Below are 14428 nucleotides of genomic sequence, written 5' to 3'. Positions count from 1 at the left end.
GCCCGGAGCCCGGATCAGGCAAAGAACGAGAACAGAATCGCCGACAGGGTAATCAATCCGATCAGCACCACAAACACGTTCGAGGCCTTGCCCGAGTATTTGCGCAGCGACGGCACTTTGTGGATGGCGTACATCGGCATCAGGAACAGCAGGCAGGCGATGATCGGCCCGCCGAGGTTCTCGATCATGCCGAGGATGCTCGGGTTCAGGGTCGCCACGGCCCAGCAGGTAACCACCATGAACAGCGCGGTCATCTGCTCCAGGCGCTTGGCCGACACTTGTTTGCCACGGCTGCGCAGGGTTTTCACGATCATGCCCTGGAAGCCTTCGCTGGCACCGATGTAGTGACCGAGGAACGACTTGGTGATTGCCACCAGGGCAATCAGCGGCGCGACGAAGGCGATCACCGGGGTCTGGAAGTGGTTGGCCAGGTACGACAGGATCGAGATGTTCTGTTGCTTGGCGGCAGCCAGGTCGGCCGGGCTCAGCGCCAGCACGCAGCTGAAGCAGAAAAACATCACCGTCAGCACCATCATCACATGGGCGCTGGCGAGGATCTTGCCGCTCTTGGCATCGGCCTGCTCGCCATAGCGGTGCTTCTGGTCAACGGCAAAGGCGGAGATGATCGGCGAATGGTTGAACGAGAACACCATCACCGGGATGGCCAGCCACAAGGTCTTGAAGAACAGGTCCAGGGGCATGCCTTCGCTGGCCTGGGCGAAGAAGGCGCCGTTCCAGTTGGGGATCAGGCTCACGGCCAGCAGCAACAGCGCGGCCACGAACGGGTAGACCAGCAGGCTCATGACCTTGACGATGATGCCCTGGCCGCTGCGCACCACGATCATCAGCCCGCAGATCAGCAACAGGGCCAGCAGCGCCCGCGGCGGCGGGGTCATGTGCAGCTGGTGCTCCATGAAGTTGCCCAGGGTGTTGGTCAGGGCGACGCTGTACACCAGCAGGATCGGGAAGATGGCGAGGAAGTACAGCAGAGTGATCAGCTTGCCGGCGCCGACGCCGAAGTGTTCTTCGACCACTTCGGTGATGTCTTCACTGGCGCCGCGCTTGCCCGATAGCACGAAGCGGGTCAGGCCGCGGTGGGCGTAGAAGGTCATGGGGAAGGCCAATACTGCCAGGACCAGCAGCGGCCAGAAGCCCCCTACCCCGGCGTTGATCGGCAGGAACAGGGTGCCGGCGCCGATGGCGGTGCCATACAGGCCCAGAACCCAGGTGGTGTCGTAGCGGCTCCAGGCACGGCTTTGCGCAGGCGCAGCCGATTCCACACGAACGGTCGTGGTGCTATTTACATCAGTCATCGATATTGCCTTGTAGTTGTTTTTGTTGCGTATGAACGAACTGCTTTGTTGCTGGGTAAAACCTGGGGCTGCTGTGCAGCCCATCGCCGGCAAGACCGGCTCCCACAGGAATGGTGCAATCCCTGTGGGAGCTGGTTTGCCAGCGAAGCCTTGCTTTTTAAGCGATCAACACTCGACGAACGCGACCGCCAGGCCGCCGCGCGAAGTCTCCTTGTAGTTGGCATGCATGTCGGCACCGGTATCGCGCATGGTGCGGATCACCCGGTCGAGGGAAATAAAGTGCTCGCCATCACCACGCAAGGCCATCTGCACGGCGTTGATGGCCTTGACCGCGGCAATCGCGTTGCGCTCGATGCACGGCACCTGGACCAGGCCGCCAACCGGGTCACAGGTCAGCCCGAGGTTGTGCTCCAGGGCGATTTCAGCGGCGTTTTCCACTTGCATCGGCGTGGCCCCGAGCACATCGGCCAGGCCCGCAGCGGCCATGGCGCAGGCCGAACCCACCTCACCCTGGCACCCCACTTCCGCGCCGGAGATCGACGCGTTCTTCTTGCACAGGATGCCCACGGCGGCAGCGCTGAGCAGGAAGTCGACCACGTCGTTGTCGCAGGCATCGGGGTTGAATTTCATGTAGTAATGCAGCACCGCCGGGATGATGCCGGCCGCGCCGTTGGTCGGCGCGGTGACCATGCGCCCGCCGGCAGCGTTCTCTTCGTTGACCGCCAGGGCGAACAGGTTGACCCATTCCATGGCGCTCAGGGTCGAGCCAATGACGTTGGGCTTGCCCAGCTCCTGCAGGCTGCGGTGCAGCTTGGCGGCGCGGCGCTTGACCTTGAGCCCGCCCGGCAGGATACCCTCGTTGCGCAGGCCGTTGTCGACGCACTCGCGCATGGCCGCCCACAATTTGAGCAGGCCGCTGCGCACCTCGGCTTCCTCGCGCCAGGCCAGTTCGTTGGCCATCATCACCTGGCTGACCCGCAGCTTATGCTGCTTGCACAGCGCCAGCAGCTCGGCGGCGCTGTCGAAGTCATAGGGCAATTGCACCTGCTCGGCGCCGTTGCCCGCCTCGCCCACTTGCGCCGCCTCGACGATAAAACCGCCACCAACCGAATAATAGGTTTGCTGCAGCAACGAACCCGTTGCACTGCTGGCTTCCAGGGTCATGGCGTTGGGGTGATACGGCAGGCTTTCATCGAGCAGCAGTAAATCGGTTGCGCAGTCGAACGGGATCGCCCGGCTGCCGTCGAGCATCAGCACCTGGCTCTGCTGCAACTGGGCGATCAGCGGCTCGATGCTCTGCGGGTCGATCTGGTCCGGCCATTCGCCCATCAGCCCGAGCAGGCAGGCGCGGTCGGTGGCGTGGCCAACACCGGTGGCCGACAACGAACCGTACAGGCGCACCTCGACCCGGCTAACCTGCGCCAGCACACCTTGCTCACGCAGGGCCTGGGCAAAGGTTGCCGCCGCACGCATGGGGCCTACGGTATGGGAACTGGAGGGCCCGATGCCAATCTTGAAAAGGTCGAAAACACTGATAGCCATGCTAATGCCTGACCGAGGCAACAATCCATGTCACGCAACGGCACTGTTAAAAAATTGATGGATGTCGCGAAGTTGCGCGATACTGACCGGTCACTGCCGTGTTGACCAACGAAACTTTCTAAGCAAGCCTTTAGCAGAACTAAACAATGAAGCGACAAATGAATGGCCAGATGTACGTCTGGCTGCATGTGTTTGCCTGTGCGGCGCGGCATCTGTCGTTCACCCGCTGCGCCGAAGAACTGCACATCACCCCGGGCGCGGTCAGCCAGCAGATCCGCCAGCTGGAAGAGCGCCTGGGCTTTCGCCTGTTCCTGCGCCGCGCCCGCGGCGTGGAGCTGACCGCCGAAGGCCAGCGCCTGGCGCAAACCGTCAGCGAAGCCTATGGCAGCATCGATGCCGAGCTGCGCCGCCTGGACGCTGGCGAAATCCGCGGCACCCTGCGCCTGCGCTCGATTCCTTCGTTTTTGGCCAAATGGCTGACCCCGCGCCTGCCGCGCCTGCAGCAACGCTACCCGGATATCCAGCTGCGCCTGGTGGCCGAAGACAGCAGCCAGGCCCTGCACGAAGGCGACTTCGACCTGGCCATCGACCTCAACGACGGCAGTTACCCCGGCATGCATTCAACGCCCCTGCTCGATGAGCAGATCTTCCCGGTCTGCGCCCCGGCGTTGCTGCGCGGCCGCCCCCCGCTGCATGGCCCGGCGGACCTCGCGCACTACCCGTTGCTGCACGACATCACCGCCTGGCGCGGCAGCTCGGAATACGCCGAGTGGGAGTTCTACCTGGAAGGGATTGGTGCCAGCGGCCTGGATGTGCGCCGTGGGCACACGTTCAACCGCAACCACCTGACCATTGAAGCGGCGATTGCCGGCATCGGCGTGGCCATTGCCCGCCGTACCCTGCTCAATGACGAGCTGGAACGCGGTACGTTGATCGTGCCGTTCGGCCTGCCGATCGCCAACCACAAGCGCTATGTGCTGCTTTACCCGCCCGGTGGCCTGGCGCACCCGGGGGCACGGGCAGTGCACGACTGGCTGGTGGAGGAAGCCGAAGGGTTTCGGGCGCTTCACGCCCAGGACGGGGCACCTGCAAACGCGCTTGCCTCCCGCTGAAATTGCGCCAGCGGGAGGCAAGGCCGTTCTACAACCTTACACTTCGCTGCTGCGCGTCAGCTCAAGGATCAGCCCGTGCTCGGCGGCGCTGCTGACTTCTTTCAACTGGCGTTCAGCCATGAAATAACGCCCTTCCGAAAGCGGCAACCGTTGCAGTTGCCCCTGCCCGTCCACCGGGGCGTCAGGCAGGATCTGCTGCACGGCACTGCGCACCTCGGGCGCCAGCGGCCCGTCGAACTCGTGCCAGTCGTACAGGCAGCTCAACAGGTAATCCGCTGCATCTCGCCATTTTTGCTCGAACGCCTCGAAGCGTTGCCCGTGCAGGTTGCGCAAGTAACGTTTCCAGCCCTGCTGCAGCGCCATCCACTCCTGCCTTGGTTCCCGCTGAATGCTCAGGCGTCGGACTTCACGCGCGACGTTCTTGATGATGCGCTCATCGACATCCGCCCTGTGCGCAAACAGCATGCCGCTGGACGGCTCGGGGAAGTCGAGCTTGTTGGCCAGTTGCTGACGCAACCTCAGGCGGATCTCCACCGGATCGGATTCATGCTCCAGATCCAGGTCGGTAATGTTATCCAGCGGGTCGAAGGCAGGAAGCGGCCGAGTACTGGCACGAATGCCATTGCGGCGCAGATCACGCGCCAGGCCTATACGCTGGGCCAGGGAGTTGACCAGGTCACGGCGGTAGAGCTGCTTGTACAACCCGACCACGGCCGCCGTGCGCTGCAGCGGATCGTGCGCCTCCTGGCTCCGACGATAGGCGAGGAACTCGATCTCCAGGGCACTGAAGCCGTCAGCCCCGGCGTCACCGCAGGTTGGCGGATAGGCTTCGGCCACCGCCTGCAGATCACTGAACAGCTGATCGGAACTTGCCGCCGCTCGCAATAGCTTCCAAACCCTGGCGGATATATTGGCGAAATCGAACCTGCCCTCGCTGGACTCCAACGCCCGGTCAAGCACCAGCAACAGCGGACGATGCGTGTCGTCATCCGGGAACAAGGTGTCCCACAGTTGTTGCTGATCGACGCTGGCCTCGCGCAGCCAGCCGGCTGCCAGGCCGCTGGCGCGACGACTGAACGGCATGCCCAGGCCGCGCAAGTGAGCAGCAGCGTCTTCACTGAGCGGGTTCTGGTTCAACAGGATCCAGCGGCTGCGCTGGCCGTCGGCGCGCAGGTCGGCGCCGAAGGCCGTGGTTGCCAGGTCGGGGAGCTGGGTCAGCTCGTTGCTGCTCAGGTCGACCGTGCGCAACCGATACCCCCGCGGCTGCATCAATTCCACAAGCCCCTCGGGCCAGTCTTCAAGTTGGCAGCCACGCAGTCCCAGGTGCTCCAATGCCCTCAGGGTACCCAGCCGCGGAGCTCGGCCCAGGGGGTTGTCGGCCAGGTTGAGTTTGCGCACCCGCACCAAGCCTGCAAAGGCTTCGGCTCCGGCCGCGTCCAGCCGGATGTTGTTACGGGCAAGGTCCAGATGTTGCAACGGGATTGCCGCCAGGGCCTGCAGTTGCTCGGCGTCAAGCGTCACGCCAGTGGCACGCAGGCCCAGGGTGGTCAGGCTGGGGAGCTTGCCCAGCGTGCCGATGGCTTCTATGGGCAGCGTGGCCATCTGGTTGCCGGTGAGGCTGAGCACCTGCAAGGCCCGCAACGGTTGCAGCGAGTCGAACATGCGGGCATTGACGCTGACCTGATTATTCTCAAGGCCGAGCGAGCTGAGTTTGGTCCTGGTGCCGAGTGCAGCGGGAATTTCAGTCAAGCGGTTATGGTCCAGCCCCAGATCTCTGAGTTCAGGAAACGCCGAGAGAAAATGCTCCGGCACTGCCGTCAGTTCCATCCGATGCAGAAACAGTCGGTTGACATGGCTAAAACGCGCTTCAATGGCAGGCAAAGCGCCCGGCACCCAGGAGGACAGGTCCAGCTCGTGCTTGAGGTCGCCCCCCACGCGGCGCCAGGCGGCCTTGAGCCGGTCACGCAGCCTCTCACGGTCCACCCGCTCGCGGGCGCTGGGGCCTTGCGCCACCCAGCTATCGAGGCTTTGCCCGAGCTGGCGATACTCATCCTCCAGGCGCTGGATGGCAGCGGCGAGGTCTTCACTCTCGACTCTCAGCCGATGCTTGATCTCGGTGATTTCGCTTTCGCGAAGCTCAGGGTACAGCGCGCTCAAGCGACGATACTCGGTAGAGCGCAACGTCCCCACTGCCCCACCCAACGGATAGCCGCGACGCCCGTCGGCCAGTTTAAGCGGCGACTGCAGCCAGGGACGCGAAGGTTGCTGGCCGATCAGGGTGGAACTGTGTGCGCGATCGCTCAGGGCTTGCCGGGCAAGGCGCTGGCGCAGTTGCGCGGACTCGTAGATTTCCACGTCAAGCGACCTTCGCACGGTGTCTGGCAGCGCACGCAACAGCGCAGCAAAAAAATCATCGCTGACGCCCAGCTCATTGCCCCGGGCATCGAAGACGCGGTAGCCACCGTCGTACTTGAGCAACGACCTGAGCTCTGCCCCGGTGTCACCGACGCTGGCCAGCACTTCGCTGCCCAGCGTTTGCTCGTGCAACTCAAGGCGAACATCGGCGTTCCAACCCGGCAAATCTGCCAGCAATTGCAGCCCCAAGCGCTCGCTGTCCAGCGCCAGGTGCGCTGGGAACACCAGCCCTTCCAGTGCACGACTCAGGCGCAGCTGGCGCTGATAGGCCCGGGCTTCTTCTGCCAGGCGCCGAGGCACCCGCGCCTGCTCGCCGATCAATTGCGCACGCTCCTGGGCAGTGGCATGCCGGGCGATCTCTTGCGCCAGTGAATCAGGCAGCAGCGCAAAGTCGCGCTGCAGGGTCTTGGCCCCCGGATCGGACGAACCTTCGACACTGGCATACAGGCTGTCGAACACCGCGCTACGCCTGCGTTCCGCCAGCTCGGCCATGTGCTCGCGCAAGGCCGGCACACGCGCAGGTTGCGGCAGGTGCTGGCCCAGCAGCTCGCTGCCTTGCACCTCGCTCAAGGCCTGCAACAGCACTTCGGCCAGCCTGCCGCTGCGTACATCACCGGCCAGGACCTTGATTGCATGGCCCTGCGGCCAGCGTTCCAGGCCGTAGGTCTGCGATTGCCCCCAAGGCTCCGGCCCGTTGAACACTTGCAGTACGCGGTTGGCTGGCCAGTTGGGCAGCTCGACCAGCAACGCCACCGGGTAGGTCATGCCCGGCTCCAGCGCCGCACCACTGCGAATATCGGCGACCATCCGGGCGATGCGCCGGTCCAGTTGCAGGCGCTGCAAGGTATCGGCCAGCAGCGGTGCAAGCGGCCCCTGCTCGACATGCATATGCCGCAGCATATCGTCGTCGATACCGCTGATATCGGCAGCCTGTGCCAGGGTGGCATCGTCCAGCCCCTCGGCCAGAACGCCGATGCGCCGCAGCAGTTGGCTGCGTTCCCAGTGCAACGGTTGTTCACCCTGGAACTGCCAGGCGCCGTCGCCATATTGCTTGAGCACCGGCTGGAAGGCATCGCCCTGGCGCGGGTGGCGGATGCGCCATTGCTGGCCATCGGCATCGTAGCGCTGCTCATAGAGCTTGCCGTCCAGGCGAATGTACAGCCGCTCGTTCAGCGCGTATTGCCCCAGGTCATTGGGTGCCAGGCGCTCGGGTAGTTGCACCGGGCTTTCATAGCCGCTCAAATCGGGCTTCCACAGACGCACCTGGCCATTGGGCAATTCGATACGCTCAAGAGCATCGACAAACCGCGACGACTCGACAGCGCTGCCGGCTGCTCCCAGCGCAGCGATCAACCCCAGGTTGACTGCCAGCGACTCGACCTGGGCCAGGGCTTCAGCTGTTTCGCCGGCCTCCCAGGCTTCTACCCCATGGAACACATTGCCCATCAGTTGCGCGCCGGTAACCGCCAGCATCAGCGGGTTGAGCGCCGGGATGACAAAGGCCCCGGCATTGAGCACGTTCAGGCCGATGTCCAGCCAATACGCCAGGCGCGCCAGGCGCGCGGCGCGATCTTCATCGGCGTTAGGTACCGCCAGCACCCGGGCATTGGCCTTCAGCCTGCGCACTTGCAGGCGCTGCAAGCGGCTCCAGAGTTCGCCGCCGAGCGCATGTTCCTGCACCTGCAGGCGCGGATTAAGGATCGGCTGGCGGATCTTTTCTTCGCCCCGGTAGCGCTCGAGGTACAGTGCTGCGTCCAGGGCGCGGACGAATGCCGAGCGTTCCGCCTGGGGGACACAGCTGAGGATCGCCTGGCGATAACCGTCGCTTTGCAGGCTGATGGCCAGGTCGTGGGCAAAGGCGCTGGTCGATGAGTACTCCTTGACCGGATACAACGGTGCACCGACGATCCAGGCCACACAGCGCTCGGTAACGTTGCTCGTCTCCGGATCCGGCCCGATCAACAGCACGCCCTGCAGTACGCTGCCCAGCACGCTGACCTGACGACAAACCACCGGTTTGCCGTCGAGCTTGGGCACGGTACCCGGCGCACCGTTGGCCAGCGCCAGCAACAGGTTCAGAACTTGTCCGGTGATTTCGTCGTTGCCGCGTGCCCGATGCACCTGCACGACAAAGTCGGCCCGGGCCGCCTCCATCATGCTGGCGTCCGTGCCAGGGCTATCCAGCATCTGCGCCAGATGGTCCTGGTACTGCTGGCCAAGGTCGAGCTGGCGGCACAGCGCGACGAACTGAGCGCAGGTCAGGTTCAGTGATTGATTCTGCCCGTCAACCAGGTAGCTGAAGGGCCCCAAGTCTTCGTTGGCGCTGAAATTCTGCAAGGCCGCTTCAAGCAGGCTGCTGGGGCGCCTGCCGCCCTTGGGGTAGGTGCGCCCGCCACTGCTTTCAAAACCAATGTAGTGCAGTTGCGCCGTCAGTACATCAAGGTCGAGCCTGTAGGTCTCGCGCAACGTGCGGGCCAGCAACGGTGCACAGAACGCGCTGATGCCCTTGAGCCCGGCAAGCTGCAAAGCCAGCGCCTGACGCGCTGACTGCGAGGCCATGATCGCGGCCCGCAGTTGCGGCTCGGTCGAGGATGGCAATTGCTGGCTATGCAGCAGGGCCTGAAAATCCTTGGCCGCCAGATGGCTGACCCAGGCGGGAATGGCCGCGCCGATCAAGGCGCGATGATAGATCAGTGGCGAGGTTTGCGTTACGGGTGTCATCGGAAAAACTCCTGACAGTGGGGGCTGTCAGGAGACCAGCACCGTCAGTCGCGACGGTGCTAGATAAGTAGTGCATCAACCAGACTGGCGCGTGAGCTGCAACAACAGTGCGCGTTCGGCGGCTGCCTGCCCCCTGGCCAGCACGTTGAGGAACACCGTGTACTGGTGATCATTGAACACCTGCCGGCGCAAGGCACCCGCTTCATCATGGCTGAGGGCGCTGATCCCGGCCTCGATGAACGCCACGTCAGCGGCCTGCCCATGCAGGAAGCTGATCAGGCTGGCATCGAGCATCGGTACGGCTGGGTTGCTCGGGTCGAGGCAATGCTCGGCATACTCCGCACCCTGATACCAGTGATCGGTCAAAGCATCGAACTGCGGCTTGAAGCGTTGCTTGAGAAACCTTGCCCAGCCCGGCTGCTCGAGCATCCATTGCTGACGGTTGGCGGCACTGTCGAGGCTGCGCACTTCTCGCTCGACCCGGCTGGCCAGGCTATCGCTGACATAGGCCAGTTGGCGATAGAGCATTCCGGCCGAAGGCTCGGGAAAGTCCAGGCGGGTCGCCAGGGTACGGCGCAATGCCAGGCGAACTTCAATGTCGTCGACCGTGAACCCCAGGTCGGCGTCGCTGATGTCGTCCAGCGGATCCAGGGCTGGCAATGCCTCGCCGCTGTCCAGCGCATTTTTGCGCAGTTGGCGCAAACTGGAGATGCGGTCGGCAATTCGCTCCACTTCATGGCGCCGATACAGCCGCTGGTAAAGCCCCAGCAACTCACCGCTGCGCCCCTGGTCATCCAGCGCCTGCCCGGCAAGACGGTTGGCCATGACCTCGACCTCCAGCGCGGCAAACACATCGGCCCCGGCATCGCCGCAGGTGTCGGGAAAACTGCCCGCAATGTCATTGAGCTCGTTGCGCAGCACTTCATCCTGCGCTGCCAGTTCGAGCAAGTTCCACACCCGGCGGGTCAGGTGCGCGGCGTCGATCTGCGCGGCTTGCGAGCGCTCCAGGGTGCTCAGGGCAATGAACAGTGGGCGGTTACGCTCACTGTCGAACAGGTCCTGCCACAAACCCTGTCGCGCCTCGCTGGCGCCTTCGAGCCACAGCCGGTTGACCGCAGCGTCACCATAGAACACATGGGTAAGGCCCAGCGCATGCAGGCGCAAGATGCCCTGGGCATTGAGCGGGTTGTTGGTCAGGCGCAGCGCCAGATTACCACGCGGCCCTATGTGGCGCAGGGTCTGGCCGAAGCGGGTTTGCGCCAGTTGCGGTAGCTGTTCAATCTGGTTGTCGGCCAGGTTGATCGAACGCAGTTGAAACTGGTGTTGATTCATCAGCCCGGTAAGCCCGCCTGGCCATTCGCGCAGCTGGCAGAAGCTCAGGTCGACGTTTTGCAGCCAGGGCATGATAACCAGGTCGGGGGCACGCATCAGCGGGTTTACGCTCAGGTTCAGGTTGCGCAGGTAAATAAAGCGCTGAAACACCGCCGCCCCGGCTTCATCAAGGGTAATCCGGTTGTCCGCCAGGTTCAGATTGCCCAGGCGAAGGTTGGCCAACTGCTCCAGGTGGCGGGCCTCAAGCACCAGGCTGTTGCTGCTCAGGTCCAGATACGTCAACTTAGGCAGCCCCGACAGCGCGTCGATTGCGGCATCGGGCAATTGCCCCAGTTGATTGCTGGCCAGGCTCAGAATCTGTAGCCTGGGCAGGGCCTGGAGCGGCTGGAACATGGTGTCTGTGACCTGCAGCCTGTTGTGGCCCAGGGCCAGTTCTTCCAGTTCTCCACAGTGCCTGATCGACAGCGGAATCTCCGGTAAGTGGTTACCCACCAGGCCCAGGGCCTTCAACTTCGGAAAGCTGCTGAACAGATGTGCCGGAATTTCACCGCCATGCACACCAGTAGGCCCGGCCACGCCGCGCAGGTTAAGTTCGGTGATGTGCGGGAACTGAACGTCAAGCGTTGGCAAACCGGTGATATCCAGTTCCTTGAGTTCAAGCCTGTGGCTTTCCGAGCCCCCTCCCCGTTGCCAGGCCCGTTTCAGCCGGGAAACCGCCAGGCGCCGGGTCGGGCTGTCGGGACCCGACCGCTGCCAGTAGTCGAGCTTGAGCTGCAGCTGGCGGTACTCCATCTCCAGCCCCTCGACACGCTCGGCCAGGTCGCGGCCACTCTTGCGCAACTCAGCGACCAGGCGGGTGATCTGCTCCCGGTTCAACTCCGGGTACAGCACGCCCAGGCGTCGGTGGGTTTCCGGCCGCAAGGTACTGGAGGCACCGCCCAGGGTATAACCGCCGCGCCCGTCTGCCAGGCGCAGCGGTGCGCGGTGCCAGGGTTTACGCGGTTGCTGGCCGAGCAGGCGCGAGGCCCGGGCACGATCGTCGATCGCCAGTTGCTGCAGCCTCATGCGCAACTGCCCGACATCAAAAACTTCGATCCTCAATGCCCGGCGCTCGGCGTCCGGTAAGGCCCTGAGGATGGCGGCAGCGTAATCCTCACCACTGAACAACTCGTTACCCAGGCCATCATAGGCACGATAGCGCTCGGCGCTGGCGACCAGGATCTTGAGCTCGCCATCGGCGCGGCCGACACGGGCCAGCAGGCGACCGCTAGCGACCTCCTCACGCAGCTCGATACGCACCTCACCCGTCCAGCCCGGCACCGATTCCAGCAGGCCCAGGGCCAGGCGCTGGCTGTCCGGGTTGTGCGGGGCCGACCACTGCAGCCCTTCCAGGGCACGGCTCAGGCGCACTTGTTGCTGATACAGGCGCGCCTCTTCGGCCAGGCGCAACGGTAGGCGGGCCCCGGCCTGATTGAGCTGGGCATGTTCAGTCAGGCTGGCCTGGCTTTCGATCTCCCGGGCGATGCTATCGGGCAGCGTGGGGAAGTCCCTGAGCAGCAGCGCAACCCCCGCTGAAGACGGCCCTGCTGTACCTTGCCGCAAGCTGTCGAAGATAGCGCCGCGGCGTTTGTGCACTTGCTTGGCCACGGCCTCGCGCAAGGCCTGCAGGCGATCAGCGGTTGCCACGCTGCTGCCCAGCAGCGGAATGATTTCGTCCTCGCTGAGCGCCGCCAGGACTTTCTCCGGCAATTGGCCTTGACGGATCTCGTGGGCCAGCAGCTTGATCGGGCGCCCTTGCGGCCAGCGCTCCAGGCCGTAGGTGGATGAAGCGCCCCAGAGCTCAGCCCCCTTGAACACCTCCAGCACCCGGTTGGCGGGCCAGTTCGGTAGCTCGACCAGCAAGGCTACCGGGTAGGTCATGCCGGACTGCGGCGCCAGGCCGGCGCGCACATCGCTGATCAGCCGGGTGATGCGCCGTTCGAACTGCATGCGCTGCAGGGTATCGGCCAGCAGCGCAGGTATTGGCAACTGGTGAACGTGGACACTGCGCAGCGCCTGTTCCTCGACGCCACTGATGTGCAGCGCCTGCTCGAGCTGTGCGTCATCCAGGCCGTCGGCCAGTGCACCGATGCGCCTGAGCAACTGGCCGCGTGGCCAGTGCAGCGGTTGCTCACCCTGATACTGCCAGGCGCCCTGGCCGTTGTGGCTGAGCACAGGCTCATAGGCCGCCGGGTCAGTCGGGTGCACCAGGCGCCACTGCCCGCTGTCGGCTTGGCGCTGCTCATACCAGTGTTCGTCAAGTCGCAGGAAGTAGCGACCCGCATGCAAGTACTGGCCCAGTGCATTGGCCTCGACAGTGGTGGGGATGGTGATGTCGCTGGCATAACCGTTCAGGTCGGGCTTCCACAGCCGTGAGTCGCCATTGGGTAATTCCACGGAGGTCAGGCTGTCGACAAAGCCCGAACGGTGCAAAACTGCACCGACAGCGCCCAGGCCGGCAAACACGCCCAGGTTGAGGCCCACCGAGACCAGTTGTTGCACCGCCTCGGCGGTCTCGCCCTGCTCCCAGGCATGCACGCCATGAAACAGGCTGTCCATGATCTGCGCGCCAGCCACCGCCAGCATGACTTCATTGATCCCAGGCACCACGAAGGCGGCACTGTTGAGGGTGTCCACTGCAATTTGCAACCAGGTCTCCAGACGGCGAATGCGCGTGTGGTAATCCTCATCGCCGGTCGGTACGGCGAGTACCCGCGCATTGGCTTTCAGGCGACGCACCTGTAGGTCTTGCAAGGTCGCCCATAACGGCCCGTTGATCTCACGCTCGACGATGTCCAGGCGCGGCCGCGCCACCGTTTCACGCATGGCGCCCTCGGCGGTGGCCGGCGCGACGTACAGCGCACGGTCCACGCGCCGGGCAAAAAAGCCCTTGAGTCCTTGGGGTACTTTGGCCGTCATCGCCGCTAAAAAATCTGTTGATTTGAGCTGTGCCACCAAGCCGTTGGCAAAGGCGCTGACCGAAGAGTAGTCCTTGAGCGGCTGCGCTGGCGCCCCGGCCAGCCACACCACACAACGCTCGGTGCTCGCGCTGGCGGTGGTCGAGGGACCGATCAACAAGGCATCGCCCAGCTCGCAATCGAGCAGCGAAATTCGCCGGCAGACAACCGCTTTACCATCGAGCCTGGCGTTGCCCCGCACCATCAGTTCCTGGAGCATCTGATAGCTCGACTCACTGATGTCGCTGGTCATTCGCGCCCGGTGCAAAGTCACCTGAAAATCGCAGCGGATAACGTTGATCATGTCCTCGCGCAGCAATTGTGCTGTGGCCGGGCTGTCGAACACCTGCTGCAGGTGGCTCTGGTAGGCCTGGCCAAGATCGAGCTGGCGGCTCAGGCGGGCGAATTCAGCGGGCTGCAGGTCAAGCTTCTCGATCGGATTGCCGAAATGACTGATGAAGCTGAAGTGAAAGTCCTCTTTCTCCTCGAAATTCTGCAAAGCGGCTTCGAGCAGACTGGCACGATGCTCCGGCCCCTTTCTGACCCGGTGCCCGCCAATGGTCTGGCTGGGCCCTTCGAACTCACTGGCCCAGCGGTGCAACAAGGCGCGCTTGACATCCACTTGCAAACCGTACTGCTCATGTAAGACCCGGGTCAGCAAGGGCTCGGCAAAATCACTGATACTGATCAGGCCGGCCAAGCGCGTGGCCAGCGACCGCCGGGTCGCCTGTTGCCGGTTGACCGCCGCGAGCAAAGCCTCACGCAAGGGTTCGCTGCTGGTACTGAACCAGGCCAGCGGCTGGCCGGTTGGGTCGAGGTAAATGGCCCGCTGACTGTGCAACAGCCCACGCAGGTCGGCGGATGTCAGGTGCTGGAGCCTGGGCCGCAAAGCGGCGGCCAGGCGTTGGTGATGAAAAACTTCGGGGGAGATTTCGGGAGTGTCGAGCATGGTCGTGTACCTGCAGGTGAATGAACCTACAGATAAGCGCCGATGCCC

Annotated in this window: 5 protein-coding genes; 1 reads left to right on the top strand and 4 read right to left on the bottom strand. The window is 63.8% G+C overall.

Going from position 1 to position 14428, the window contains the following annotated elements:
- Positions 1 to 14: 14 nt before the first annotated feature.
- Both JV241A_RS11425 and JV241A_RS11420 read right to left on the bottom strand, forming a co-directional pair.
- Positions 15 to 1313 (bottom strand): serine/threonine transporter, encoded by a 1299-nt coding sequence (locus JV241A_RS11425; RefSeq protein WP_166675682.1) that lies wholly within the window; start codon positions 1311 to 1313, stop codon positions 15 to 17.
- A gap of 165 nt (positions 1314 to 1478) precedes the next feature.
- The gene (locus tag JV241A_RS11420; RefSeq protein ID WP_134062559.1) at positions 1479 to 2855 is read right to left on the bottom strand and encodes an L-serine ammonia-lyase; all 1377 of its coding nucleotides are present in this window, start codon (positions 2853 to 2855) and stop codon (positions 1479 to 1481) included.
- A gap of 146 nt (positions 2856 to 3001) precedes the next feature.
- Between JV241A_RS11420 and JV241A_RS11415 the strand changes: the two genes are divergently transcribed.
- Positions 3002 to 3967: a LysR substrate-binding domain-containing protein gene (locus tag JV241A_RS11415; protein WP_134062558.1), complete on the top strand. Its 966-nt coding sequence runs from the start codon at positions 3002 to 3004 to the stop codon at positions 3965 to 3967.
- A 36-nt stretch (positions 3968 to 4003) separates the two neighbouring features.
- Here JV241A_RS11415 and JV241A_RS11410 read toward each other — a convergent pair whose 3' ends face one another.
- Both JV241A_RS11410 and JV241A_RS11405 read right to left on the bottom strand, forming a co-directional pair.
- Complete coding sequence (locus JV241A_RS11410) at positions 4004 to 9103, bottom strand: DUF6543 domain-containing protein (protein ID WP_134062555.1); 5100 nt, start codon at positions 9101 to 9103, stop codon at positions 4004 to 4006.
- 75 nt (positions 9104 to 9178) lie between these two features.
- Positions 9179 to 14380: a DUF6543 domain-containing protein gene (locus JV241A_RS11405; RefSeq protein ID WP_134062553.1), complete on the bottom strand. Its 5202-nt coding sequence runs from the start codon at positions 14378 to 14380 to the stop codon at positions 9179 to 9181.
- Positions 14381 to 14428: the final 48 nt, after the last annotated feature.

This window comes from Pseudomonas sp. JV241A (assembly GCF_900275665.1).
Lineage (GTDB): Bacteria > Pseudomonadota > Gammaproteobacteria > Pseudomonadales > Pseudomonadaceae > Aquipseudomonas > Aquipseudomonas wadenswilerensis.
Note: the sequence above shows the minus strand (reverse complement) of the source record. Positions and strands in the feature narration are given on the sequence as shown.

What these genes read in the sequence shown, in the direction of transcription:
- JV241A_RS11420 (WP_134062559.1), bottom strand. Translation starts at nt 2,855, where the DNA reads ATGGCTATCAGTGTTTTCGACCTTTTCAAGATTGGCATCGGGCCCTCC.
- JV241A_RS11410 (WP_134062555.1), bottom strand. Translation starts at nt 9,103, where the DNA reads ATGACACCCGTAACGCAAACCTCGCCACTGATCTATCATCGCGCCTTG.
- JV241A_RS11415 (WP_134062558.1), top strand. Translation starts at nt 3,002, where the DNA reads ATGAAGCGACAAATGAATGGCCAGATGTACGTCTGGCTGCATGTGTTT.
- JV241A_RS11405 (WP_134062553.1), bottom strand. Translation starts at nt 14,380, where the DNA reads ATGCTCGACACTCCCGAAATCTCCCCCGAAGTTTTTCATCACCAACGC.
- JV241A_RS11425 (WP_166675682.1), bottom strand. Translation starts at nt 1,313, where the DNA reads ATGACTGATGTAAATAGCACCACGACCGTTCGTGTGGAATCGGCTGCG.